At 55.8% G+C, this 24,380-nt stretch carries 30 protein-coding genes; 14 read left to right on the top strand and 16 right to left on the bottom strand.

Annotated features, from left to right (window positions below):
• Positions 1 to 46: 46 nt before the first annotated feature.
• The 5 genes from yidD to ABJI30_RS04500 form a co-directional block, all read right to left on the bottom strand.
• Positions 47 to 259, bottom strand: coding sequence for a membrane protein insertion efficiency factor YidD (gene yidD, locus ABJI30_RS04520; protein WP_348015996.1), 213 nt, complete (start codon positions 257 to 259; stop codon positions 47 to 49).
• 4 nt (positions 260 to 263) lie between these two features.
• Positions 264 to 728 carry a ribonuclease P protein component gene (gene rnpA, locus ABJI30_RS04515; RefSeq protein WP_348015995.1) on the bottom strand — a complete coding sequence of 155 codons (465 nt, stop codon included), beginning with the start codon at positions 726 to 728 and terminating at the stop codon, positions 264 to 266.
• The gene (gene rpmH / locus ABJI30_RS04510; protein WP_348015994.1) at positions 703 to 837 is read right to left on the bottom strand and encodes a 50S ribosomal protein L34; all 135 of its coding nucleotides are present in this window, start codon (positions 835 to 837) and stop codon (positions 703 to 705) included. Before rpmH ends, rnpA begins: the two co-directional genes overlap by 26 nt.
• 110 nt (positions 838 to 947) lie before the next feature.
• Complete coding sequence (locus ABJI30_RS04505) at positions 948 to 1,283, bottom strand: PGPGW domain-containing protein (RefSeq protein WP_348025391.1); 336 nt, start codon at positions 1,281 to 1,283, stop codon at positions 948 to 950.
• Positions 1,284 to 1,419: 136 nt separating this feature from the next.
• Positions 1,420 to 2,139, bottom strand: coding sequence for an alpha/beta hydrolase (locus ABJI30_RS04500; protein ID WP_348015992.1), 720 nt, complete (start codon positions 2,137 to 2,139; stop codon positions 1,420 to 1,422).
• Between the two features lie 195 nt (positions 2,140 to 2,334).
• Here ABJI30_RS04500 and ABJI30_RS04495 point away from each other — a divergent pair, with 195 nt between their 5' ends.
• Both ABJI30_RS04495 and ABJI30_RS04490 read left to right on the top strand, forming a co-directional pair.
• On the top strand, positions 2,335 to 3,831 hold the full coding sequence (locus ABJI30_RS04495) for a YifB family Mg chelatase-like AAA ATPase (protein ID WP_348016651.1): 1,497 nt from the start codon (positions 2,335 to 2,337) through the stop codon (positions 3,829 to 3,831).
• 173 nt (positions 3,832 to 4,004) lie between these two features.
• Positions 4,005 to 4,652 carry a PEPxxWA-CTERM sorting domain-containing protein gene (locus tag ABJI30_RS04490; RefSeq protein WP_348015991.1) on the top strand — a complete coding sequence of 216 codons (648 nt, stop codon included), beginning with the start codon at positions 4,005 to 4,007 and terminating at the stop codon, positions 4,650 to 4,652.
• Positions 4,653 to 4,764: 112 nt separating this feature from the next.
• Here the strand turns inward: ABJI30_RS04490 and ABJI30_RS04485 are convergent, their stop codons facing one another.
• Both ABJI30_RS04485 and ABJI30_RS04480 read right to left on the bottom strand, forming a co-directional pair.
• On the bottom strand, positions 4,765 to 5,187 hold the full coding sequence (locus tag ABJI30_RS04485; RefSeq protein WP_348015990.1) for a polymer-forming cytoskeletal protein: 423 nt from the start codon (positions 5,185 to 5,187) through the stop codon (positions 4,765 to 4,767).
• Complete coding sequence (locus ABJI30_RS04480; RefSeq protein ID WP_348015989.1) at positions 5,180 to 6,358, bottom strand: M23 family metallopeptidase; 1,179 nt, start codon at positions 6,356 to 6,358, stop codon at positions 5,180 to 5,182. Before ABJI30_RS04480 ends, ABJI30_RS04485 begins: the two co-directional genes overlap by 8 nt.
• A gap of 255 nt (positions 6,359 to 6,613) precedes the next feature.
• Here ABJI30_RS04480 and ABJI30_RS04475 point away from each other — a divergent pair, with 255 nt between their 5' ends.
• The 10 genes from ABJI30_RS04475 (at position 6,614) to ABJI30_RS04430 (ending at position 14,237) form a co-directional block, all read left to right on the top strand.
• Entirely contained in the window at positions 6,614 to 7,867 is a 1,254-nt protein-coding gene (locus ABJI30_RS04475; RefSeq protein ID WP_348015988.1) for a glutamate-5-semialdehyde dehydrogenase, read from the top strand.
• Position 7,868: 1 nt separating this feature from the next.
• On the top strand, positions 7,869 to 8,312 hold the full coding sequence (locus ABJI30_RS04470; RefSeq protein WP_348015987.1) for a hypothetical protein: 444 nt from the start codon (positions 7,869 to 7,871) through the stop codon (positions 8,310 to 8,312).
• Positions 8,309 to 8,950: a nicotinate-nucleotide adenylyltransferase gene (locus tag ABJI30_RS04465; protein WP_348015986.1), complete on the top strand. Its 642-nt coding sequence runs from the start codon at positions 8,309 to 8,311 to the stop codon at positions 8,948 to 8,950. Before ABJI30_RS04470 ends, ABJI30_RS04465 begins: the two co-directional genes overlap by 4 nt.
• Before the next feature lie 95 nt (positions 8,951 to 9,045).
• Positions 9,046 to 9,375 (top strand): ribosome silencing factor, encoded by a 330-nt coding sequence (gene rsfS, locus ABJI30_RS04460; RefSeq protein WP_348016650.1) that lies wholly within the window; start codon positions 9,046 to 9,048, stop codon positions 9,373 to 9,375.
• Between the two features lie 11 nt (positions 9,376 to 9,386).
• On the top strand, positions 9,387 to 9,809 hold the full coding sequence (locus ABJI30_RS04455) for a 23S rRNA (pseudouridine(1915)-N(3))-methyltransferase RlmH (RefSeq protein WP_348015985.1): 423 nt from the start codon (positions 9,387 to 9,389) through the stop codon (positions 9,807 to 9,809).
• A gap of 93 nt (positions 9,810 to 9,902) precedes the next feature.
• A complete protein-coding gene (locus ABJI30_RS04450; RefSeq protein ID WP_348025390.1) occupies positions 9,903 to 11,024 on the top strand; it encodes a peptidoglycan DD-metalloendopeptidase family protein in 1,122 nt (373 codons plus the stop codon).
• Positions 11,025 to 11,140: 116 nt separating this feature from the next.
• Positions 11,141 to 12,505, top strand: a complete 1,365-nt coding sequence (locus ABJI30_RS04445; RefSeq protein WP_348015983.1) for a S41 family peptidase — start codon at positions 11,141 to 11,143, stop codon at positions 12,503 to 12,505.
• Between the two features lie 9 nt (positions 12,506 to 12,514).
• Positions 12,515 to 12,982, top strand: coding sequence for a disulfide bond formation protein B (locus ABJI30_RS04440; protein WP_348015982.1), 468 nt, complete (start codon positions 12,515 to 12,517; stop codon positions 12,980 to 12,982).
• Positions 12,982 to 13,545 (top strand): demethoxyubiquinone hydroxylase family protein, encoded by a 564-nt coding sequence (locus tag ABJI30_RS04435; protein ID WP_348015981.1) that lies wholly within the window; start codon positions 12,982 to 12,984, stop codon positions 13,543 to 13,545. Before ABJI30_RS04440 ends, ABJI30_RS04435 begins: the two co-directional genes overlap by 1 nt.
• Positions 13,546 to 13,598: 53 nt before the next feature.
• A complete protein-coding gene (locus ABJI30_RS04430) occupies positions 13,599 to 14,237 on the top strand; it encodes a hypothetical protein (RefSeq protein WP_348015980.1) in 639 nt (212 codons plus the stop codon).
• A gap of 6 nt (positions 14,238 to 14,243) precedes the next feature.
• Here the strand turns inward: ABJI30_RS04430 and ABJI30_RS04425 are convergent, their stop codons facing one another.
• The 5 genes from ABJI30_RS04425 to ABJI30_RS04405 all read right to left on the bottom strand — a co-directional run bounded on the left by ABJI30_RS04425 (position 14,244) and on the right by ABJI30_RS04405 (position 20,536).
• Positions 14,244 to 16,025, bottom strand: a complete 1,782-nt coding sequence (locus ABJI30_RS04425) for a DUF885 domain-containing protein (protein ID WP_348015979.1) — start codon at positions 16,023 to 16,025, stop codon at positions 14,244 to 14,246.
• Positions 16,026 to 16,102: 77 nt separating this feature from the next.
• Positions 16,103 to 17,632, bottom strand: coding sequence for a PH domain-containing protein (locus ABJI30_RS04420; RefSeq protein WP_348015978.1), 1,530 nt, complete (start codon positions 17,630 to 17,632; stop codon positions 16,103 to 16,105).
• Positions 17,629 to 18,204: a PH domain-containing protein gene (locus ABJI30_RS04415; protein WP_348015977.1), complete on the bottom strand. Its 576-nt coding sequence runs from the start codon at positions 18,202 to 18,204 to the stop codon at positions 17,629 to 17,631. The genes ABJI30_RS04420 and ABJI30_RS04415 overlap by 4 nt, the downstream gene beginning before the upstream one ends.
• Positions 18,205 to 18,266: 62 nt before the next feature.
• Positions 18,267 to 19,271, bottom strand: a complete 1,005-nt coding sequence (locus ABJI30_RS04410) for a nitronate monooxygenase (RefSeq protein WP_348015976.1) — start codon at positions 19,269 to 19,271, stop codon at positions 18,267 to 18,269.
• Positions 19,271 to 20,536 carry an aspartate kinase gene (locus tag ABJI30_RS04405; RefSeq protein ID WP_348015975.1) on the bottom strand — a complete coding sequence of 422 codons (1,266 nt, stop codon included), beginning with the start codon at positions 20,534 to 20,536 and terminating at the stop codon, positions 19,271 to 19,273. Before ABJI30_RS04405 ends, ABJI30_RS04410 begins: the two co-directional genes overlap by 1 nt.
• Positions 20,537 to 20,607: 71 nt before the next feature.
• On the opposite strand from ABJI30_RS04405, the gene ubiG reads away from it, so the two are divergent.
• Both ubiG and ABJI30_RS04395 read left to right on the top strand, forming a co-directional pair.
• Positions 20,608 to 21,351 carry a bifunctional 2-polyprenyl-6-hydroxyphenol methylase/3-demethylubiquinol 3-O-methyltransferase UbiG gene (gene ubiG, locus ABJI30_RS04400; protein ID WP_348015974.1) on the top strand — a complete coding sequence of 248 codons (744 nt, stop codon included), beginning with the start codon at positions 20,608 to 20,610 and terminating at the stop codon, positions 21,349 to 21,351.
• Positions 21,348 to 21,794 (top strand): GNAT family N-acetyltransferase, encoded by a 447-nt coding sequence (locus ABJI30_RS04395; RefSeq protein WP_348015973.1) that lies wholly within the window; start codon positions 21,348 to 21,350, stop codon positions 21,792 to 21,794. Before ubiG ends, ABJI30_RS04395 begins: the two co-directional genes overlap by 4 nt.
• A 19-nt stretch (positions 21,795 to 21,813) precedes the next feature.
• Here ABJI30_RS04395 and ABJI30_RS04390 read toward each other — a convergent pair whose 3' ends face one another.
• From ABJI30_RS04390 to ABJI30_RS04375, 4 genes are all read right to left on the bottom strand, one after another.
• Positions 21,814 to 22,485: a glutathione S-transferase family protein gene (locus tag ABJI30_RS04390; RefSeq protein ID WP_348015972.1), complete on the bottom strand. Its 672-nt coding sequence runs from the start codon at positions 22,483 to 22,485 to the stop codon at positions 21,814 to 21,816.
• A 100-nt stretch (positions 22,486 to 22,585) separates the two neighbouring features.
• Positions 22,586 to 23,035 (bottom strand): hypothetical protein, encoded by a 450-nt coding sequence (locus tag ABJI30_RS04385; protein ID WP_348015971.1) that lies wholly within the window; start codon positions 23,033 to 23,035, stop codon positions 22,586 to 22,588.
• Positions 23,036 to 23,152: 117 nt separating this feature from the next.
• Positions 23,153 to 23,593 carry a VOC family protein gene (locus ABJI30_RS04380; RefSeq protein ID WP_348074328.1) on the bottom strand — a complete coding sequence of 147 codons (441 nt, stop codon included), beginning with the start codon at positions 23,591 to 23,593 and terminating at the stop codon, positions 23,153 to 23,155.
• A gap of 56 nt (positions 23,594 to 23,649) precedes the next feature.
• Positions 23,650 to 24,204: an N-acetyltransferase family protein gene (locus ABJI30_RS04375; protein ID WP_348015969.1), complete on the bottom strand. Its 555-nt coding sequence runs from the start codon at positions 24,202 to 24,204 to the stop codon at positions 23,650 to 23,652.
• Between the last annotated feature and the right edge of the window lie 176 nt (positions 24,205 to 24,380).

The following is a 24,380-nucleotide window of genomic DNA, read 5'->3' as shown; positions in this document are numbered from 1 at the left end:
ATATGTTTCGCGTGAATGTTACAGATATGCTTGGTTCTCGATGCTTTCAAGGAACCGGATCATATCCAGAGCCCCCCCACGGGTGACAGCGCAATAGCCGCTTCGCTCCCAGCCAGCTACCCCTAATCGCACCATATTTGGTGATCGCATCAATCGCATAGGCCGAGCAGCTGGGGCTATATCTGCATGTTGGTGGTAAAATGCGTGACGGGCCCCATTGCCAGCAGCGCACCAGAAATATGAATATTGCTTTCAGCATGCAATCACAGCTTCTTTGCGAGATGTTTGAGTCCATTCACGAGATCCGCTCTCAATTTCTCGAAATCCCGTTCCTGGCGCTGTTTGCGGCCGATCAAAATGTGATCCACCCCGGGAATTCCATATTCGGGGAGTGTTTCTGCGACAAGCGCTCGAAAACGGCGTTTCATGCGATTGCGGGCCACTGCATTGCCGATTTTCTTGGTGACAGTGATTCCAAAGCGCACCGCGCTTGCTGAAACGGGATGCAAGGGCCGCCGCCTATGACAAAGGAGCACAAAATCCGGAGTAACGAATCGCTTGCCGCGATTGGCTGCGATAAAATCCGCACGTTTGCGAATCACTTCAACGCGCGAAGGATCGACCGCTGAAACTGCGTCGGTTGTTTCTTGATTCTCGGAAGGAACTGGCTCGGCAGAATCGCCGCCAGCTGGCTTTTTTGTATCAGGCAGAGAGTGTTTTGCGGCCACGGGCGCGGCGGGCTGCCAATACTTTGCGGCCCCCTACGGTCGCTTTGCGGGCGCGGAAACCATGGCGCCGTTTGCGGACCAGTCGGCTTGGTTGAAATGTGCGCTTCATCGCGATTGTCCTGTATCTCAAATTTCGATAAAAAAGGCCGCTCATAAGCTGCGGCCATGTTCTGGAGAGTGCGGATAAGAGCGCAGACCCCGAAAGTCAAGCGTTAGCGGCTATAATTCTTGCTGTTCCGACTTGGTTTTTACCTTGCCGAAAACAGGGAGCTCGAAATCGTCCGGAAGGTCTTTGTGCCGCCGCCTGCGCATCGCCCAGTCGGTCCATTTGCCATATTGCGGAAACCTGCGTTTGAAGTCGACGTAGCGCTTTTTTGCCCAGCGGGAATTCTGAAGAACGAGCGCAAGGCCGATCGGAAAAACGATGATGAAACCGGGACCTGGTATCGCGCCGATAATCGGTGAGACAAGAATCAGGAAGAACCCGAGAACAGACAGCAGGAATCGTGATCCTGAAGTATAGTTCCACCTCTTCCGCCGTGCTTCTCTGTCCATTGCTCGCTTCATTTACTCAATGTGGTGCATCGCAAGGTCAGCTGCAAGCGCCGCCCTCTGCGAAAATGCTTATTGTCCCCGTTATGGGTCTCTTAATGGATGGAATGTGAACGGGCGGCGACCGCGCGCTGAAATCCTAGTGCAGCAGTTGGTAGCGCGCCAGATCGCTGCGCGAAAGACGGAGCTGCTCAGAGAAAGGCACGCTGTTGGTCAGATCGTAAAAGGCTTGTGCCTTGTCACGCGGGACCCCCATTTCCGTGTAAAAGTCGAGATATTCCGCGTGAACCGGATCGTTTTCCGGATAATCATTCGCTTCCAGCCCGTCTTCGTCCATCCAGCTGTGCACGACAAATTCCGCACCGGGATCTGCCGTATGCCTGACGCCCGCCAGAAACAGTTCCACTGCGCCAGACCGGACCGACCCACCCGCCGGCACATGTGTCGTGATACCGGCGTTGCGGATCAGGCGAGCCAGCTTGAGATTGGCATCCTCGTCGATTGATCCATTGCAATCAATCATCTCAATCCGGCTGATTCCGGGGAATTTCTTCAACATCCGGGCAAACTGGTCAGGTGAATAGCTGTCTACGGTTCCGCTCATGTGCACAACCTGGGGAGACATGACCCGAAACGGCCCGTAGCTGAGCAGATCCTCAGCTGTCGGTGTTTGGCGGGCTTCCGGTTCGACCAGTTCGTAGGTGAAGGTTTCGACGGTTTCGTGGACAACATAGGAATCACTCGCCGCGGCTGCCGGTTTGTGCGGCATCACCAGCGCGAAAGCAGCAAACAGAATGATCCAGATCAAGCCGCCATAGCTGTGATCCTGTTCAATTTCGGTGCGTTCATCCTTGACCATTGCGCACACATAGGTCTGCGCGCATTGCGAAAAGGTAGAAGTGGTTGGTTGCTGTCGCGTTAACCATTCGGAAACACTTGAAAATCAATAGCTTTGACCGTTGCGGCCAAACACCGCTTCTCGCTCGACAGCAACTTTGCGGCTTGCCACAGTTCCGGCGCAGATATTGGTTTGAACCGGAACAGGAGTCGCGGCTTGGTAGCATTGGTATCCACCGTGGCCTATCTGGGTCTCGAGGCGCGGATTGTTGAAGTGCAATGCCAGGTTGCACCGGGCATTCCGGCATTTCACGTTGTCGGCCTGCCTGACAAGGCTGTCGCAGAAAGCCGCGAAAGAGTGCGCGCAGCCATATCGGCGCTCGGGCTGTCGCTCCCACCCAAGCGGATCACAATCAACCTGTCTCCGGCAGATCTGCCCAAGGAGGGGTCGCACTATGACCTCCCCATTGCACTGGCATTGCTCGGCGCGATGGCGGTCATTGATGCCGAGACACTGGCGAGTTACATCGTGGTCGGCGAGCTTTCCCTTGATGGCAGATTGGCTGCGACTCCCGGCGTATTGCTTGCAGCGCTGTGCGCCTCGAGTCGGAACCTGGGCCTGATTTGTCCCGCGGATCAAGGCGCGGAAGCCGCCTGGGCCGGGGATGTCGAAATATTGGCACCCGGAGATCTGCTGGCCCTGCTAAACCACTTTAAAGGTCAGGCGGTTCTAACTCCACCTGTGACCGGAGACGCGCCCGAGCCCGAATACGACCAGAATTTGAAAGATGTAAAGGGCCAGGAAACTGCGAAACGCGCACTCGAAATCGCAGCGGCTGGCGGGCATAATCTTTTGATGAGTGGGCCGCCCGGGTCGGGAAAGTCTCTTCTGGCATCGTGCATTCCCGGAATATTGCCGCCGCTTTCACCGAGCGAAGCACTGGAAGTGTCAATGGTGGCCAGCGTGGCAGGAACACTGGACAGCGGGCAGTTGAGCAGAACCAGACCATTTCGTGGGCCGCATCATTCCGCCTCCATGGCCGCACTGGTCGGCGGCGGTTTGAAGGTTCGCCCCGGCGAAGTCAGTCTCGCCCATCACGGCGTCTTGTTTCTGGACGAATTGCCGGAGTTTCAAAGGTCGGTGCTGGATAGCCTCAGGCAGCCGCTGGAAACAGGTGAAGTCGGTATTGCAAGGGCCAATGCCCATGTTACTTTTCCGGCTCGTTTTCAGATGGTTGCGGCGATGAATCCATGCAGATGCGGGCATCTGGGACACCCAGCGCTCGCTTGTTCCCGCGCCCCGCGATGCGCAGTGGACTATCAGGCGAAGCTGTCCGGCCCGTTGCTGGACCGGATTGATCTGCACGTCGAAGTCGCGTCTCTGTCCGCATCAGAGCTGACCATGCCACCGCCATCTGAATCTTCTGAAAAAGTGGCTGAACGTATCGCGAAGTCGCGGCAGGTCCAGCAGGCGCGGAATGGATTTTTGAATAGCGAGATGGACGGTGAAGCACTGGAGAAATTTGCGACTCCCGATGAGCCGGGGCAGGCGCTGCTCAACCAGGCGGCGGAAGTCATGCGGTTGACCGCTCGCGGCTATACGCGCGTATTACGGGTGGCAAGAACGGTTGCAGATCTGGCGGCTGCCGAACGTATCAGTCGTATCCATATTGCGGAAGCGCTAAGCTACCGGCGGCAAGGTCCGCGCAATTAAGCCATGCAATAACCGGGAACATTTGACCTTGTCCCATTTTGGGACATAGACGGGCATGACTGGACGCGAGCGCGGTTCCATGGACAAATGGTGAAGATTAAGTTAAGCCGTGCATCGAATAGTGAGGACTATTCACCGGGGTCGCAGTATCTAATCTCTTATTGGAGCTGCAAATGACTAAATCTAGAAAAATGTTACTGGCCTGTGCTGCTACGGCGCTGGCACTTCCGAGCGCGGCGCAAGCCGACGGAGGACTGACGTTCATCATTGATGGTGACACGTTTAATCAACCTTATAGCATAACAAATACATCTACTGCCGGCGAAACGGTTCTGGGCTTTGGAATCTCTTTGATTTCACCCTATGGCTTTGACACCGAAGCAGGTGGATTTGGCGCCACACCGACTCCTTTCTCCCCCGTGGGCGGAACGGATGTGACGACAGGCTATACTGGGCCGGCAGCGTTTGCTGATGGCTCAACCGCTCTCGACTTTACTTTCAATGACTTTGACGTAGGTGAAACCTTCAGCTGGGATATTGATGTCGATTTTAATTCAACCATCTTGACCGTTTTCGGCAACGATCTGATTGGATCCACCGGCTATGCTGATTTCAGCAACGGACTTCGCGGCAACGGAATTTTCGAGGCTGTCGCTGGAAATGCTGATGCTGCGCAGTTCATGATCCAGACGTTTACACCGACTCCAGGCGGCGTACCTGAACCAACGACCTGGGCGATGATGATCCTGGGTTTCGGAGTTGTCGGCAGCAAGATGCGCCGTCGCAAAAGCAAAACACGTTTGAGTGTTTCTTACGCTTGACCCTGTTTCAGGATAGATAGTTAAATTTCGCGGCCCGCTGTCAGTAATGACGGTCGGGCCGCAAATCTTTTGGGACACTCGCCGCGGTGGCAAGTTTGTCAAGCGGCCGTAATCAGGCCGCCTTGTCGCCCTCGGTCAATTCCAGCGGCGGTGACTTGGTCGCCACATCCACTGTAGACTTGGCGAGATTGGGCGAGCGATTGCTCTTGTGCTTGAACTTGCCGTCGACATGGCCGCCCTGTTCGATCGTGACATTTTCATATGTCACATCGCCGCCAATACGGGCACTGGCCGCAATCACCAGATCACCGGCATCGATCGACCCTTCAACCGCGCCTGAAAGGCTGGCATTCTGGGCTGTTATCGCGCCCTGAATTTTGCTGGAAGGCCCCTGGACGAGAGAGAGACACCGGATGTCGCCGATGACTTCGCCGTCAATATGCAAATCAACTTTTGCGTCGATATTGCCGGTTATTGTGATGCCATCTCCGATGACGGAGAAGCTTGAGCCGTTACTTGCGCTGGATCTAGCCACGGCTGGTGCCTGACTTTTCGGCGCGCTGCTTGGGCGCATTGGCGCGTTGTCTTGCGTCGGCTTGGACTTTGAGAACATCTGAATTTGCCTCCAAAAATGGCCGGGGATTAACTGCTTTGCCGTTCAACCGCACTTCGAAATGAAGATGTGTCCCGGTTGAACGCCCGGTACTGCCCATTGCCCCCAATTGTATACCCTGTTGAATCTTCTGTCCGCTGGACACCCCGATTCGCGAAAGATGAGCATAACGTGTCATCAATCCATTGCCATGTGTAATTTCAACGGTCTTGCCATAGCCCGATTTCCATCCCGCATGAGTCACAGTGCCTTTTGCAGCCGACAATATTGGCTGGCCGTGCGGTCCTTTGAAATCAATTCCGTTATGCATCGCGCCGCCGCCGGTGAAAGGATCGCGACGATAGCCATAACCGCTGGACATCATGGTGATATCCGCGGGCATGGCTGAAGGAATGGTGAGCAACGTGCTTTCGAGCCGCTCCATTCTCAACAATGCACTGCTCAGTCTTTCCAGGGTCGGGTGCAGGCCTTCCTGATCTTCTGCGAAAAACGGAATGAACGGCCCGCCCATGGCATTGCGCGAGTTTTTCGCGAGCGTATCCGGGTTCAGGCCAAATTCGCGAATGGCCGCTTCTGCATCTGCAGTGCGTTTCATCGCGGCGCGGGTCAGTTTGTGGGCGAAAGCAATCTGCCGTCTTTCCAGTTCAACCAGTACCGCCGCTCCCGGAAATGCTGCGCTGATCTTCTTTGCGTTTTCCGAGAGTTTCTGTTCTTCAACGGCGTCCAGTTCTTCGCCGGTAAACTGCTTCGTCATCTGTTCGAGGACCGTCTGTCGTTCGCTCAAATCTTTGGCCACACCATCCACTGATTGCCGGTAGTCAGCGATCCGGCTCTCTGCGCTGTTTACTGCGGCTTCCTTTTCCGCGAGCGTGATCTTGTCGTTTGAGACCGCGATCTGGTTGATTGTCATGGCAAGAGTAATGACAAGCCACGCGCCAAGCACCGCACTGACGCCCAGCGCAACGCGCTTTTGCAACTTTGCCGTCACTGTCAGAAAGCGGACTTGTCCGTGCGACCGCATGAAGAACTCACGATCCGTAAACATATGATCCAGCCGCGAGAATAATCCCGTCTTGGTTCGATTGTGTTGCATGACCCGCCGTTGTTATATTTATCCCCAACCGCCCGCTAGCAGAGCGGAAGGGGGTGAGCGAATCGTCTGGCGGAGACTCGTGATGAGTCGAATGAGTCGTGCGATGAGTTGCCAATTTAATGTAAAATTAACCGACATATTCGCTTTTTCGCGATTCGTTTGTGTACAAAATCACAGCCTTGCGCGCTGACATAATGACGTCTTTGACGCGATTGTGGTTTAAACAGAGTGGATCGTCATGCTAGCAGGCGCCAGATGACCGAACACCAGCATCTTGTCGCGGATTTGGGGCGTAAGGCCCGTGCCGCCTTTGCCGTCGTTTCGCAGGCTTCCAGCGCCCAAAAGGCTGAGGCATTGCGATTGGCCGCCGCGCGCCTGCGGGCGAATCAGCAGCTGATTCTTGACGCCAATGCAGCAGATATGACCGCTGGCCGGGAGCGCGGCCTGAGTGACGCCATGCTGGATCGGTTGATGATCGATGCCCCGCGGCTCGAATCGATTGCAGCTGCGGTGGAAAAAGTCTCCGTTCTGGAAGATCCCGTAGGCCAGGTGATTGATCGCACGGAACAGCCCAATGGTCTTGTGATGGAGCGCATTCGCGTACCGCTGGGGGTTATCGGGATCGTTTACGAAAGCCGGCCCAATGTGACTGCAGATGCCGCGGCCCTTGGTCTGCGATCCGGGAATGCCGTTATCCTGCGCGGCGGTTCGGAGGCGATCAGCAGCAACAAGGCCATTCACGAGGCGATGCAAGATGGCGTCATAGCGGCAGGATTGCCAGGTGACGCCATGCAGCTGGTTCAGACCACGGATCGCCAGGCTGTCGGTGCAATGCTGAAAGCGGTTGAATTTATCGATATTATCATTCCACGCGGCGGGAAATCACTGGTTGCGCGGGTCCAGGAAGAAGCACGCGTCCCAGTACTCGCGCATCTCGACGGGATTTGTCACACTTATGTCGACCAGGCAGCAGATCAGGACAAGGCCATGGTCATTGCGGTCAATGCCAAGATGCGGCGAACCGGGATTTGCGGTGCGATGGAAACCCTGCTGATCGATCAGGACTATCCCGCTCCCGGACCGCTGCTGCGCGCCCTGATTGATGCGGGCTGCGAAGTACGCGGCGATGATGCGGTCATGGAACTTGATCCTCGTACCGTCGCTGCAGATGCCGAAGACTGGAACACCGAATATCTGGCGCCGATTCTGTCGGTTCGAATGGTCGACGGCGTAGAAGAAGCACTTGACCATATTGCGGTTCATGGATCGCATCACACTGATGTCATTGTGACGGAGGATGATGCGGCTGCACAAAGGTTCATCCGGGCTGCCGACAGCGCCATAGTCATGCACAATACATCCAGTCAGTTTGCCGATGGCGGCGAATTTGGCCTGGGCGCTGAAATTGGTATTTCGACGGGCCGACTCCACGCGCGCGGCCCGGTCGCGCTGGAAGGTTTGACCACTTATAAGTGGGTTGTGCGCGGAACCGGACAGGTGCGGCCCTAAAATGGATGTGCCACTGGATTTCGGTCAGAAACTGCTTTTCATCGGCGGAATATTGAGTCTGCTGGCCAGCCTCCTGCATATTGGCGTGATTATTGGCGGGCCGGACTGGTACCGATTTTTCGGGGCCGGAGAAGAATTGGCAAAAATGGCGGAAAAGGGGTCACTCTACCCAGCTGCCATCACATTCGGAATTGCCGTGGTACTTGCGGCCTGGGCCTGGTTTGCTTTTGCTGGAGCCGGTCTCGTCTGGAAGCCTCCGCTATTGCGAACCGGGTTGATTGCGATCAGCCTTGTCTATCTTTTGCGCGGACTGGTGCTGCTTCCGATGCTTCTGCTGTCTCCCGAGAAAGTGAACAGTTTTGCGGTTTGGAGTTCAATCTTGGTTCTTGTCTATGGGCTATTCCATGCGGCCGGGACTTGGAAGGCTTGGACTCAGCTTTCATGAAAACCACGGGTCTTCTCGGGGGGTCTTTCAATCCGGCGCACGGTGCGCATCGTTCGATCAGCCTGTTTGCGATGGAGGAACTGGCGCTGGACGAATTGTGGTGGATGGTGTCGCCGGGCAATCCGCTGAAAGAGGGCGCAAAGGACATGGCGCCTCTTACCGCACGTTTGGCATCTGCCCGGAAAATGACGCGCCGCAGCCCGATTCGGGCAACCGCCATCGAGCAACAGCTGGGCACCCGCTATACCTATAATACCCTGCTCGCCCTGATCCGCCGCTATCCCAAACGGCAGTTTGTGTGGATCATGGGTGCGGATAATCTGGCGCAGTTTCACCGCTGGAAAGACTGGCGAAAAATAGCCCGTCTTTTGCCGATTGCAGTTATTTCCCGACCCGGCTATGATGACGATGCTTTTGCGGCGCCCGCAATGGCATGGCTCCGGCGCTCTGTCCGGCCTGCGAGCCAGCGGATGAACTGGACAAACTGGAGTACGCCAGCGCTGACATTCCTGCGCTATCGTCCCGACCCTCGCTCGGCCACCGCGATCCGGATGGCCCGGCCCCATTGGCACCAGAGATATGCTAACCGCTGCGTCCGGGACGCGGTGACCCGGCGTCTGGTCTGCCAGAAAGATTGATAGGACAAGTTTTGACGAAACCGAAAACCAAAGCGCTGACACCGGCCTCTTCCAAGGAAGGCAAGGCGCAATCAGAGGCCCTTCATGCCTTGGTGATGCAGTCGCTCGATGACGATCAGGCGCAGGAAGTTGTGTCGATTCCCCTCGAAGGGAAGAGCAATATTGCGGACCATATGGTGATCGCTGAAGGTCGCTCAACCCGGCAGGTCGCATCCATGGCGCAGAAACTGGCGGAACGGGTAAAGCAGGCTGGAGGTGAAGCCCGCATAGAAGGCTTGGCCAATGCGGACTGGGTGCTGATCGATGCCGGCGATGTGATCGTCCATCTCTTCCGGCCCGAAGTGCGAAGCTTTTATAATCTGGAACGGATGTGGGCGGTTGGCGAAGAAGAACAGGCCGAAGCAGCGGAATCCGCAGAGGCCTGATCGAATCACTCATGAGATTGCATATTCTTGCCCGTGGTAAAATCGGCCGATCACCCGAACAGGAGCTGGTCGACCGCTATATCAAGCGCATCGGATGGGAGGTGAGGGTGACCGAGCTTCCGGATCAGGGCGGCAAGATTCCCAAACAGGAAGGCCAAACGAAAATCATCGCGCTGGATGAAGCCGGTGACAACTGGACATCGAAGAAATTTGCCGAAACACTGAACGGCTGGCGAGACGATGGTGTGCGTGAAGCCCGGTTCCTGATCGGCGCAGCAGATGGATTGACCAAAGAAGAACGCGATGGTGCGGACCGTTTTTTTTCGTTCGGCAAGGCCACCTGGCCCCATATGATGGCACGCGCGATGCTTGCGGAACAGCTTTTCCGGGCGACCAGCATTATTGCCGGTCATCCCTATCACAGGGAAGGTTAGACGATGGTGCGTGGGGCAATTTTGATTTGTAGCCTCGCCGCCGCCGGGGGTCTTTACGCCGTCGCGATCCCGGCTCAAACCAGCGGACCTTCGATGTCAGAACAACAGCGCGCTCTGGTTTCCGCTCGCGATCAATCCGAGAAAGCGCGCCAGCGGAGCGAGGCGCTGCGGCGTCAGGCCGCGGCAGCGACCACCGAAGCGGACCGGGTCAATAGCGAGGCAGCGGCTCTTGCTGCGCGCATACAGGGGGCTGAAGCGGATATTCGGGCCGCCAAAGTCCGAATCAACATTGTCGATCAGCTACAGGAATTTCAGCGCGCGCGCCTCGCTGCCAAACAGCAGCCTACTGTCAGACTGACCGCGGCCCTGCAGATGATGACGCGCAAGCCGACCGCACTGACATTGGTCGAACCGCGCTCGCTCGATGAACTTATCTATATTCGATCCATCATGTCTGCCGTTCTTCCCGAGATTGAACGACGGACAAACAGTCTTCGTCAGGAAGTCGCACAGGGCGAAAAGCTCCGGCTTCAGGCAGGCCGCGCCGCGCAGTCTCTGACGGAAAGTCAGCAACGTCTCGCCGAGCGCCGCAAGCAACTGACGGTATTGGAAGCCAATGGCCGGGTGGAAGCCTCGCGTTTCGCCAATGATGCGGGCTTTGAACAGGATCGTGCGCTGGCTCTTGGCGAGGAAGCACGCGACATACTCGATCTGATGGATCAGATTCGCGAAAGCGGCACGGTGCGCGAAGCCCTGTCCGAACTTGACGGGCCCTTGCTTCGCCCGGTCGAAGGCGCCGATGCGCAAGGTGGCGGCGAACAATCAGATGTTGCTTTGCCGCAACGCCGGATTACCGATGCCTACCGACTGCCTGTCGTGGGAGACATCGTAACGGGGCTCGGAGAAATTTCCGACAGCGGCTACCGGTCAAGAGGGCTCACTATCGCAGGACAACCTGATGCGCAGATTGTTGCACCCGCAGCAGGCCGGGTTGCGTTTGCGGGTCAATATCGCGGTTATGGCAATATTTTGATCATCGAGCATGATGGCGGCTGGACCAGTCTGATTACGAATATGGACAGAACATCTGTCGAAGTTGGCGATACCGTGGTGCAAGGTGCGCCGGTTGGCCGTTCCGGCAGCGAGAACCCCAATGTCACGGTGGAATTGCGGCGCAATGGCCGCCCGATTGATATTGCAGCGCTTATTGGCTGAAATCGGAGGAAAATGACGTTGGTCGAGAATCCACGTCATTTTTGGTTAAGGTGCTTGGCATTAGAGAGATTCCAAGCCTATATTTAATGCATTGTTAGACAAACAGGACAGTTCCGATGAAAAAGCCCCTAGTGCAAGCGACAGCTCTGGTATTGACCGTAGCCCTGCTGCCCGCAGCTACTGCAGCCATATCAGCCGTCGATGCCAGCACATATCGCGAAATGGAACAGTTCATGAGCGTGTTTGACCGGGTGCGGACGGATTATGTTGACCAGGTTGATGATTCGGCGCTGATCAAGGGCGCAATCAACGGCATGCTGGGCAGCCTTGATCCGCACAGCAGTTTTCTGGATGCCCGGGATTTTGATAATCTTCGCACCCAGACTGATGGAAATTACGGTGGTCTGGGTCTATCGGTGACCATGGAAGATGGCGCGGTTAAAGTGATCGCCCCGTTCAAGGATACGCCCGCTGACGGTGCCGGAGTGAAGGCTGGTGACTATATCACGCATATTGACGGCCAGTTGATTTACGGCGGAACGCTCGACGAAGCTGTCGAGGAAATGCGCGGCAAGCCGGGTACGACCATCAATCTTACCATTGTCCGTCCGGGACGCGACAAGCCGTTTGATGTTTCCATGAAGCGGGCGATCATCGACCTCAAACCGGTGACCTGGGAAGTCAAGGATGACATTGGTGTCATCAGCCTGAACAGCTTTTCTTCGGACGTTGGCGCGGATGTAAAGGCCGCAATTGCCAGCATCGACAAGTCACTTGGCAAGAAACCGCTGGGATATGTACTGGACATGCGGTCCAATCCGGGCGGTTTGCTGGATGAAGCGGTCGCGGTGTCGGATGTATTCCTGTCACGCGGTGAAATCGTTTCCCAGCGCGGCCGTGCGAAGTCGGATATCGAACGCTATTTCGCCAAGACCGGTGATGCCGCGCAGGGTCTGCCGGTGATCGTATTGATCGATGCCGGTTCCGCTTCTGCGTCCGAAATTGTTGCCGGTGCCCTGCAGGACCATCATCGCGGACTGGTTATGGGTGAGCGCAGCTTCGGCAAAGGCTCGGTCCAGACGTTGTTGCCACTGTCCAATACTTCGGCGCTACGTCTGACCACGGCCCGTTATTATACGCCATCGGGCAAGTCCGTTCAGGAAGGCGGAATTGAACCTGATATCATTGTCCCGCAGCTTTCTGATCCCGACTATAAAACCCGGCCGCGTTTCCGGGAAGCGGATCTGCGCCGGCATCTGATCAATGAAGTGAAGCTGGATGATGCTGTTCTGGAAGAAGACACGGCTGATGATCCGCGTTTCACCAAGACCTCGGAAGAACTGAAGGAAGAAGGCGTTGACGATTTCCAGATGCACTATGCACTGGAGACAATCGGACGGCTTGGACCGAAAGGCATGCAGACCGCGCTCAACCGGGCGTCTGCGAAGAAGCCGGGCAAGGCCGCAACCGTCAGAAAATAGGAGGCGGAAATGGCCTCAACTCGCATGGCAGGCAGGCTGGCCTTGATCATCCCTTCAGGACTGCTGGGCGGCGCGCTTGTCAGCGAATATGTCTTTGGGCTTTATCCCTGTGAAATGTGCATGTGGCAAAGGTGGCCGCATCTTGCCGCGATTGTCTTTGCGATTATTGCGCTGATTTCCCGGAAGCAGAACTTGTCAAAATTGATGCTTTGGGGCGCCGCGACAGCGATATGTGCCAGCGGCTTGATCGGCGGGTTTCATGCAGGCGTGGAATATGGCTGGTGGGAAGGCATTACGACATGCGCAACATCGGGAGAAGTAAGTCTGGATTCGATTATGGATGCTCCACTCGTCCGCTGTGACGTCGCTCCCTGGTCGCTCTTTGGAATTTCCCTTGCCGGTTATAATTTCCTCTTGTCACTCGGTGGAGCCATAGCCATTTTGATGCTGTTGGCCAAAGGCCGAAAGGACGTATGATGACAGATGCCAAATCCGGTGCACCGCACAGTATCAAAGTTGGCCGTACAAAAGCGGATATTGCTTCAATGATCCGGGTGAATCAGGCCGGAGAATATGGCGCCAAACAGATTTACAAAGGTCAGTTGGCGGTGATGGGTGATGATGCTCCCGACAGCGGTGCCATCCGGCATATGGCGGATCAGGAGCAACGTCATCTTGATGCGTTTGACCGGATGATCGTGGAACGCAATGTTCGGCCAACCTTGCTGCAACCCTTCTGGAAAGTGGCTGGCTATGCTCTTGGTGCCGGAACCGCAGCGATGGGGCCACGCGCCGCAATGGCTTGTACCGCTGCTGTCGAAACCGAAATTGATCACCACTATCAGGAGCAGCTCGAAGCGCTGGAATCGGAAAATGATCCGGAACTGGCCGATATGATTGCGGATTTTCGGGAGGAAGAGCTGGAGCACAAGGAAACCGCTCTGGCGTCTGGTGCAGAAGATGCACCGGGATATCCGTTGTTGAGCGCTGCCATTCGGCTGGGTTGCCGGGTTGCAATTGGTATTTCCAAGCGGGTATAGTCGCCCCGAACGCTTCAGCGCGGGTTCATTCCGCTTCTGCCAAGAGGTACGCTATGAAAAAGACAGCTATTTTTGCCGCCAGTGCGATGATCTTCACAGGCTTTCAGTCCGTTCCGGCCCTCGCGCAGGATGCGGCCGGGGACCGGGTCAATCAGTTGATCATTTATGGTGATGATCCTTGTCCGCAAAGCTCGGAAGGTGAAATTGTCGTCTGCGCCCGCAAGGATGAAGGTGAACGGTACCGCATACCGGAAACATTGCGGGACAATCCAAATGACACAAAGAATGAAGCCTGGTCACAGCGCGTGAAATCCTACGAATATGTCGGCGCATCCGGAACCAACAGCTGTTCCCCCAGCGGGCTCGGCGGCGCAACTGGCTGTACACAGGAATTGCTGCGCACGGCCTATGCCGAGAAAGCCCAGGATGATACGGTCAACTGGGGACGACTGATCGAGGAAGAACGACAGAAACGTCTCGCCAGAATTGACGGCGAAGCAGAAGCGGTTGAAGAACGCCTGCGTGAAATTGAAGCACAGCGTGAGGCACGCGATGCCGCTGCTGCAGCCGCCCGGGAGCGCCTCGAAGCACAGGATGCCGAAGTTCTGGGGTCACGTAACCCGAACAATGATCTGGCGGTTCCTCCGGGAGCAGATGAAAAACCCGCTCCTGTGATTGACGAGAACCCGTAACTCGCGTCAGCTTTCCAACTTCCCTTCAATCCACCGGTTTACCTGGGCTTCCAGCATGTCCAGCGGAACCGCTCCCTGGCCAAGCACGACATCATGGAATTCGCGCAGGTCAAAGCGATCTCCGAGCGCTTCCGTGGCCTTGCCGCGCAACTCACGAATTTTTAGCTCACCCATTTTATAGGCCAGGGCCTGTCCGGGCCAACTGATGTAGCGGTTTACTTCTGCTTCTATATTGGCTTCGCTCAGTGCGGTATTGTCGGTCATGAAGTCGATGGCCCGCTGTTTGCTCCAGCCTTTGGAGTGAATGCCTGTGTCGACAACCAGACGGCAGGCACGCCACATTTCATAGGATAGCCGGCCCATGTTTTTGGCCGGTGTATCATAGAGCCCCATCTCGATTCCGAGCCGCTCCGAGTAAAGACCCCAACCTTCGACAAAGGCCGTGAAGTAGGAGCCGTGTTTGCGGAAATCCGGCATGTCCAGTTCCTGCTGCAAGGCGATCTGCATGTGATGGCCGGGAACGGCTTCGTGCACACTCAGGGCCGGAATTTCCCAGAAGGGGCGTTGATCCAGTTTGGACGTGTTGACATAGTAGAACCCTGCAATCCCGACATCCGGTGATCCGCCGTTATAATATGCAGTTGTCGTATTTTCCGCAGTTTCCGCAGGTATCTCCTTGATGCCATATGGCAAGCGCGCCAGTTTTCCGATGATCGAAGGCATTTTTCCGTCGATGATCTTGGTCACCCGCGCGACCTTCTCCATCAGCTCTTCCGGCGTCTTGGCATAATATTTCGGATCAGTCCGGAGATGCTCGATAAAGGCCTCGCGCGTGGCGTAGCCGGCTTCTTTGGAAACCTCCACCATTTCCGCCCGGATCCGGGCGACTTCAGACAGGCCGATATTGTGGATTTCATCTGCGCTGCGCTCTGTTGTCGTCATTTGACGGATGCGGAAATCATAATATTTGTCACCGCCTGGCTGTGCGGAAACGCCCGGACTGGTGGCGCATTTGGGTGCATATTCCGTGGTGTACCAGTCGAAGTGCTTTTCGAGCTCCGGTTTGATGATAGTGCTGATCACCGTCGTCGCTTCGGATGCCATGCGATCAAAAGTGTCGGGGTCGATTGTATCCGGCCTCGTCCGGGTGAACGGTTGATAGAAACGCGTCTCTTTGGGATCATCTGTGATCAGGCCGGAGATACTGGTCCCATATCCCAACATGGATACGCAGGGTTGCACATAACCCCCCGCAATCGCTTTGTTGGCTACGGCGATGGATTGGGCATTGATCTTGGGATAGTGTTTCAACCGGTCGATATAGGATTGATAGTCTGCCGCATTTCGAAACGGCAGATTATTCTGCATACTCGCGAAGCTCTGATGCCAGCCGCTGCGATTGGTAAAGTTGATTGTGCGCTGGCCGTAAGTGGTCGCCTCGATCTGTTCGGCCAGGCTGCGATATAAAATGCCATAGTTGGTTTTATCATCTTCCGAGAGGCCTGCCTGATCTATCATATCGAGCTGTTTAAGCCATTGTCTGGCCTTTTCGACGCGCTGGTCTTCGGCTTCCAGACTGGCATCACTGACCCGGTTTTCAGAGTCCTCGATGCCGAGAGAGGATGCAAATACCGGATATTGATCGAGAGAATAAGACCAGTAGGCATCTATGACTTTGTGCAATTCGGTCGATTTCTGGGGAGTCTTTTCCTGCGCGATCGCGGGGCCGGTCCCAAAGGCAATGCTGGCCAGGATTGGCAGGGACATCAGGAATCTGGTTTTGCGCACATTTTCTCTCCAATAACTTTTGAAACTATCGTGGATATTCAGCCGCCGGAGTCAAGCGCGATCATCATCCTTCCCAACTAAATCAGTTGTGCGCGCAGTGCATGGGCTTGATTCAGCGGAATCGCCGAGATGCGCAGCGGCGCCAAAGATGTTCCGCCGGCTACTCCAAGTGTCAGCGTAGCAAGATCGAGCGGATGATCGAGCGGTGACTGGCTAATATCTGCCGTCTGAATTTTGCGGATGGGTAAAATTGTCAACCGTCGGCGCCACCAGCCCCGTCGCACGAAAAGCTGGTTGCCAGACAAAACGAACCTGTGCCGCCGCCAATTTAGATACATGATCGCAATGGCGGGAACCGCCAGCAGCATGGCTGCAAAAACGCCGGGATGAACATGCAGTCCGCCAATGATTGCCACGGTCATGAGTATCAGGAACATGATAACGGCATCGCGCCACCAGAACGCTGCATTGACGCTCTGAAACAAAATCTCATCGGTCGGTCCGGCAATATTGGTTTCGGAAAGGATTGGAGCAAATTCTTCGGGCCGGGCGCAGGGGGCTGCACTGTGGTCGGTTTCGCCGCTCGGATCTCCCGCCAGTGATTGCAGCTTGAGGTGATACCAGCCAAAATATTCGCGGACCGGACCGGTTGCGATAATGGCCGCTTGTACCCGGTGTATCGGCATGACCATATCGGTTAGCGTCAACAGGCCGCGCCGCCTTCGAAAACCGGGCTGACCGGTATCCACACGGTCAAGGCGAAAGCCATGTTCGCGGACAAAGGTCCGCACAAGGCCGCTGCCGACGCCGATGAAGATCAGTGAAAACAGGGCACCGACGGCACCGGCAATCTGGGCGGTCAGACCGATGCTATGAATGACTTCGCGTTCGGAAAACCGATCGGCCCAATACCAGGGATCGAAATATTCACTCGGGATGAGGAAATCCAGATTCTGGGCAATGGCGCCAAGAATAGCGAGCAGGACGAACGAAAAGTTGAACAGACCTGCGATAAATATCCGGCGGCTATCCATTGCGAATAATGGAGGGATGACGGTTTTCTCTGCAGCAATTCCGGTAGCGGTTCCCGAGCCGGCCACCAATCCCGACTTATAGTCGCGAAGCAAATCTCGCAGAGCTTGTGCATCATTCAGAGCCAGTGCGTCGAGCTTGCCATCTTCACCCGCAGATGCCCCGGTTTCGAGCTTTACGGTCGCGAGCCCCAGCAACCTGCTGACAAGTTTTTGCTCGAGGCTTACATCCTGAATTCGGTCAAATGGGATTGATCGGTTATTGCGTTGGAACAGGCCGCTTTTAATCCGGATTTCCGTAGGTCCGACATGATAGGTAAAGCGCGACCAGACCAGCGCCGAAATGCCGGTAATGACCGCCATGAGCGAGATTGCAGCGAGCAGGGTATAGATGATATTCCGGTCAAAAACGCTGAAATATAACACGCCCATCGCGATTAGGTTCTGACTGGCCGCAGCCACGGTTTTCAAAACGATTGTCAGCGGATGGAGGCGTTCAAAATCGTCAGCCTCCGTGGATATCACTGGCTCGGTTTCCACCGTCTCAATCGGGTCTGTGGCGGGCATATCGCTCATATCATATCTTGGCGGATATGGCCCTTGATTGTATCCCGCATCCGTTCGGCATCAGCGGTGGCGAGGCCGGGCAGTGTTACAATGCTGTTATGCGTGCCGGCCGTGTGCACGATGAGCGTCGACAGACCGAACATCCGTTGCAGCGGTCCCTGTGCCACATCGATATGCTGGATGCGGTTAAACGGCACAATTGTATCGGTCCGCCAGAGGAACCCGCGCAATATCCGTAGCTGCTCGTCGCCCATGTCATAGCCCCAGCGCCTGTAGATGCGGCCAGGCAAAATGAAGACCGAGACAAATGCAAAAACCAGCATTGGTCCGATGAGTATTCCGGCAGGAAGAGGCAAGGGAAGTTCATAACGCAGGGCAAATTCGGCCACGGTCGCCAAAATCAAAAGTACGATTGCCGTGATTGCACGGTTCAATCGGATCAGTGTTTTGTGCGCCGGGTGAAGCGGCGTGAGGCCCTGGTTGTAGCTCGCGGGTCGTTGGCTTTCGGAAACGGCTGTTTCCAAACCCGATTCAGGCTCAGCGCTGGACAGACTGGACGCTGGTTCGGGGGTATTGGTCATGGGTCAGATATGGCGAATCAATATCGTTTATACAAGGCAGAGCGAACCTTATCGGGCCAGCTTTATCGCGCGAGCGCAGCTTCGGCTTCTTCGGTCAGGGATTTGATAATGTCGGCTACGCTTTCCTCAGCCTTGACCATGCCCACGGACTGGCCTGCCATGACCGACCCATTCTCGACATCCCCGTCAATCACGGCCTTGCGCAGGGCACCGGCCCAGAAATGCTCGATCTGGAGCTGGGCTTCACCCATCTCGATTGCGCCATCATCCAGCAGCTTGGCCACTTCAATCTGCTTGCGCGTAAATTCTTCCGTGCCTTTGTTCTTCAGCGCACGCACCGGGATAACGGGAAGGCGGGGATCGACCTGGACGCTGGTAACGGCATCTCTGGCATTGCCGCGCATGAACGCCTTTTTGAAATCCGGATGAGCTATTGATTCATGTGCACAAACAAAGCGGGTGCCCAGCTGGACACCGCTCGCGCCCATTTCAAGATAGCTGGCAATCGCCTCGCCCCGGGCGATGCCGCCTGCTACAAAGATCGGAATTTCGTTGGCAAGTATCGGCAGAATTTCCTGCGCCAGTACCGATGTGGACACAGGCCCGATATGGCCGCCGGCCTCCATGCCTTCAATCACAATCGCATCGACACCCGACCGGATAAACTTCTTGGCGAGCGCGAGCGCAGGGGCAAAACAGATCACTTTGGCACCCGTTTCCTTGATCGCTTCGAGGCTGCCCTTGGGCGGCAGTCCGCCCGCAAGCACAACGTGGCTGACACCATGTTTGCCGCAAACCGCGATCAGCTCCATCAAATCAGGATGCATGGTGATGAGGTTCACGCCGAACGGTTTGTCGGTCATCTTCTTGGTCTCGACAATTTCGGTGTCGAGCAGTTCCGGCGTCATCGCGCCGCAGGCAATTACGCCAAAGCCACCGGCATTGGAAATCGCGCTGACCAGATTGCGTTCCGAAACCCAGCTCATCGCCCCGCACATAATCGCGGTTTCGCTGCCAAGGAGATCGGTACCACGCTGCATGAGCGTGGCCAGTTTGGCGTTTGTCATCAGGCGGCATCCTCCGCATCAAGCCCGTAAGCCGTGTGCAAGACACGCAGCGCCAGCTCGGTATAGTCTTCCTCGATCAGCACGCTGACCTTGATCTCTGACGTGGTAATCGCCTGAATATTGACGCCGCGATCTGCCAGCGCCTTAAACATGGTCGAGGCGACGCCGGCATGGCTTTTCATACCCACGCCAACGACGGAAATTTTCGCAACATTACTATCCGAAATCAGCCGGTTAAATCCGATCCCTTCCCGTGCCTTTTCAAGTACCTGCATGGTCCGGTCGAGATCATTGGTCGGCACCGTGAACGTGACATCAGTTTCGCCTTTTTCGCGGCCGACATTTTGAATGATCATGTCGACATTGATCGCGGCTTCGGCAAGTGGTTCGAAAATATCCGCCACCGCGCCGGGTTTGTCAGGCACGCGGGTCAGGGTGATTTTCGATTCGTTCTTGTCATGGGCGATGCCGGTGATCAGCTGGCGTTCCATATCGGTTTTCTCCATTTCATCTTCGCTGACAATCATTGTGCCGGGCAGTTCGTCAGCAGGCGGTGCACCATCCTCGGTAAATGAAGACAGGACCTGTATTTTGACATTTTCCTTCATTGCCAGACCGACAGAGCGGGTTTGCAAAACCTTGGCCCCGACGCTCGCCAGTTCGAGCATTTCCTCGAAGGTCACGGTTTTGAGCTTGCGTGCACGGGTGACGATGCGCGGGTCTGTGGTGTAGACGCCATCAACATCGGTGTAGATATCGCAGCGATCAGCATTGACGGCTGCGGCGATAGCGACGGCACTGGTATCAGATCCCCCGCGTCCCAAAGTGGTAATTCTTCCGTCCTGACTGATCCCTTGAAAGCCGGGAATAATGGCTATTTCTCCGGTCTGCATCGCGGCAGTCAACTGTTCGGCGTCGATGGTCTCGATCCGCGCCTTGCTGTGCGCTTCGATGGTACGGATAGGCATTTGCCAGCCGAGCCAGCTGCGCGCTTTGGCACCGAGTGACTGCAGCGCAATAGACAGCAAGCCAGACGTGACCTGTTCGCCAGAGGCGACCACCACGTCATATTCGGCGGCATCATAAAGAGAGCTGGCCTCGCGACAGAAATTCACCAAACGGTCGGTGTCCCCGGCCATGGCGGAAACAACCACCGCCACTTCATGACCGGCATCCGATTGCTGTTTGACAATCTTCGCAACGCGGCGAATGCGCTCGATCCCGGCCATGGATGTGCCGCCAAATTTCATCACTATCCGTGCCATGATGTCGTCGCTTGAACTTTCTGTTGAAAAAGGGTCTGAACTAGACGCTGTGGCTGTGATAAAGAGGCGCTATGACAAAGGCAAGCATCACCCAAGCACCGGGTACAATCAACCCCGACGAGGCGGCTCATTTTGGAGCCTTGGCAGAGGATTGGTGGGATCCGGATGGTTCATCCGCCATGCTCCATCGTCTGAATCCGGTCAGGCTCGGATATATTCGCGAGGCGATCGATATGCATTTTGGCAGCGATAGCCGGTCGTTGAAACCACTTGCCGGAAAACGCGCGCTGGATGTCGGTTGCGGGGCAGGCCTTGTGTGTGAACCATTGGCCCGGCTGGGTGCGACGGTAACCGGCCTTGATGCCGCGCCAGAAAATATCGCTGCCGCACAGGCACATGCTGCGCCGCAGGGACTGGATGTTGGTTATCGCAACATTGCCATCGAGGATTTTGCGGAGAGGGATCATGATCTGGTCACCTCTCTGGAGGTCATCGAGCATGTTGATGATCCGGCGCAATTCATAGCGGGTCTGGCTGATGCGATGGCTGATGACGGACTGATGATATTGTCGACGCCAAACAGGACGGCCATGTCAAAAATCATGTTGGTGGATCTGGCCGAGATGACCGGCCGCATTCCGCGCGGCACTCACCACCATGATCAGTTTCTGACACCGCCGGAACTCGAAAAACTGCTGGAAGAGGCAGGTCTTCACGTCGTGGATACGACAGGGATTGTTTATAGTCCGGCCAGCGGCTTTTCGCTCTCGGGCAATCTCGCGCTCAATTACCTGATGACGATCATCAGGCCATGAATCCTGTGGTTAGAGATTATCAGGTCTCTGACAGAGATGCCTGTCTGGCGATCTTTGACAGCAATATTCCCGACTATTTCGACCAGAGCGAACGGGATATGTTTGCCGATTTCCTCAATGGTCCGAGTGGTTTTTATTTCGTCATTGCGCAGGACGGGCAGGTCTGCGCCTGTGGCGGCTACGCAAAAGAAGACCGGGGACAGGCGCGTTTCACCTGGGGCATGGCAGAGCGTGGCCGGCACGGGCAGGGGCTGGGCCGTCTGCTGGCGGAACACCGTCTGGCGGAAATCACCGCGTCGGGCCTGTTTCAGGAAATCGAACTTTTCACGACGCCGATCATTGCACCGTTTTTTCAAAAGTTCGGCTTTACAGTCAAGGAAACGAGGAAAGACGGCTTCGCGCCGGGCATGGATCAGGTGCAAATGATCAAATGGCTGGACTGAACGGGGATAAGCAGGCCCTCTAAAAGTCGACTTTTTCATAGTGGGCAGGCGGGGCAATAACCTCCATCCGTTCCGACAAAAGTGGCCGGAAGCTTGGACGTGATTTGAACATGCTGTACCAGGCCTTGGTCTGTTCGTGGCCCGTCCAGTCAATTCCGCCAAGATAGTCCGCCACAGAAATCTGGGCTGCTGCTGCCAGGTCAGCGAGACTCATGGTCGCGCCAGCCAGCCAGCTGCGATGGTCAATCAGATAATCAATATAGTCGAGGTGCACGTTCGCACGCCGCATCGCTTCTCGCAGCATCTTCGCATCCGGCGGAGAGCGATGGATGAGCCGCTTGTTCATGCGTTCGTAAAGCAACGGAGCCGTGACATCGCCGTAAAATTGTTCATCGAACCAGGCGACGAGGCGACGGATTTCAGCGCGGTTGGTGGCCGTGCCGTTGATCATCGGAGTCTTTTCGACGGTCTCTTCGAGATATTCGCAGATCGCCATGCTGTCCGCCAGCGACACGTTACGCTCGCTGTGACGCATGACCGGCGTCCGCCCCGCCGGGTTCATATCGAGAAAATCATCTCGCTGTTCCCAGGGTGATTCGCGCACCAGTTCGTAAGCCACGGATTTCTCACCCATCAACAGACGGACTTTGCGTGAGAACGGACATAAAGGGAACTGGTATAACTGCCACATGGCTATGCTGTTAATCGTGATTGGTCGCGGGGGGAAGAGGCTTGATGCGGGAAATGGATATTAGCCGCGGAACAGAGCCACGGCTCCTCAAAATACAGGCCTATTCCAGTTCACCCATTCGGTGTTTCAATCGCTTTGCCATGGCCTCCAGTTGCGGGAGAAGAGTACCCAGCTCAGAGGCAAGCAAGCTTGCCATGACGGTTCCTTTTCGGACTTTGCCTTCGATATTCTGATCAAAGTCCGGATCATCTTTTCGTGCAAGATCACCGATTGTCATGTCCGGGTCGATCCGGGAAAGCTTGCCATCGGAATCGACTTTGTCCGCCAGCTCTTCGGGTAGCGCCTTTTCGGCAGCAGCAGCAAACTGGCCAACGGGGATTTCCATCACCATCTTCACGAGGCCGGTCATCATGCCTGCCATCTGATCCTGAAATTCGGGATCTGCAAGTTTTTCGGTCCATTCGGATTCAGGAGCCGCGTCCTGCGCCGACGCCGGCGCCGCCAGGCTAAGTGACACCGCAACAAGCGGAACGATAAAAAGGGAACGCATGGACACCTCCTGAATGATTGACCATTGCCTTTTGGCATATCGGCGCTGACCGAAAGCTGAACCCGGCGCCGATAACGCGGTTCAATTTGTAAATACCTGTATCGTACGGGTCCGGACTCAGCCTGGCTGGTAAATGGCAAGGCGATTTCCTGAAGGATCATGGCACTCGAAGCGCCGACCGCCGGGAAATGCGAATATATCCTGCACGATTTTACCGCCGGCGGACTTCACTTGGGCCAAGGCGGTTTCCAGATCATCCGTTTCAAATGTCGGCATTGGCATAGCGGGCTCTTCTCCCGCTGCAAGCCCGATCTGAACTGGCCCGCCTTCGACTGCCGCATATTCCGGTCCATAGTCGGTAAACGCAAAGCCAAATGCCTGTTCGTAAAAGCTCTTGCTGGTGCCCAGATCGCCCGCTTTCATTTCCACGTAATTCGGGATGATTTTTGGCATGGCTGTAGTTCCTGTATTTGCAATTCTGGATATGGCCGATCCGGAAGCGGCGCTGCTCAACCCCATCAGGCTGAGAGTGGCCACAAAATTCCGTCGACTCGTCATGATCCAATCATAGTCGAAATTGAGATCAAAACAAGAACACAATCGAGATGTGGCGTTCAATCAAACTGTTTTGCCGCACTGCGCCGTTCCAGCAGGATCACATCACGCCATTGACCGGCCATGGGTCCGTGAGACATTTTACCGATGCGTTCCCGGCGGCCCAATATTTGAAAGCCGGCCTTTTTGTGGACGGCAATACTGGCGTTGTTCTCCGGAAAAATACCCGCAGTCAGCGTCCAGAACCCGGCCTCTTCGGAAGCGGAGATCAAGCCCTCCAGCAATTGCCTGCCAATCCCTCGGCCCCCATATTTATTCGCGACATAAACGCTTTCTTCGGCCACTCCGGCATAGACGCACCGCGAAGATGTCGCGCTGAGCGCGGCCCATCCGGCAAGCTCGCCATCGACAAATGCGCCCAGACGCGGCGTTGCCAGATGCGTAGCATCCCATTCCGTCCAGCTCGGAGCGCTTTGCTGAAACGTGGCGTGGCCGGTGTCGATGCCTTGCTGGTAGATATCCAATATGGCGTCGGCGTCGGTCGCTGCGAGTTTGCGAATGGAGACTGTTGGCGCTGTGCCAGCATCGGGAATGTGGTCAGTTTGCTTTGGCATCAAGATGGGCCCCCGCGACAGTCTTGTGGCCCCAGACGATAAAATTTTCGGTTGGAATCGCTTGTGAGAACGCGGATTTGAATTGTGTCGCCAGGCTTGCAGTTCATTGCGCTGAACTTCCTGGTCCTGAATGTAATGTCTTGATCTCCGGCCAAACTGGCCTGCACAATTATTGT

Source organism: Parasphingorhabdus sp. (assembly GCF_039968395.1).
In the GTDB taxonomy this organism is placed as follows: Bacteria; Pseudomonadota; Alphaproteobacteria; order Sphingomonadales; family Sphingomonadaceae; genus Parasphingorhabdus.
The sequence above is the reverse complement of the archived record's forward strand: the minus strand, read 5'-3'. Positions and strand labels throughout refer to the sequence as shown.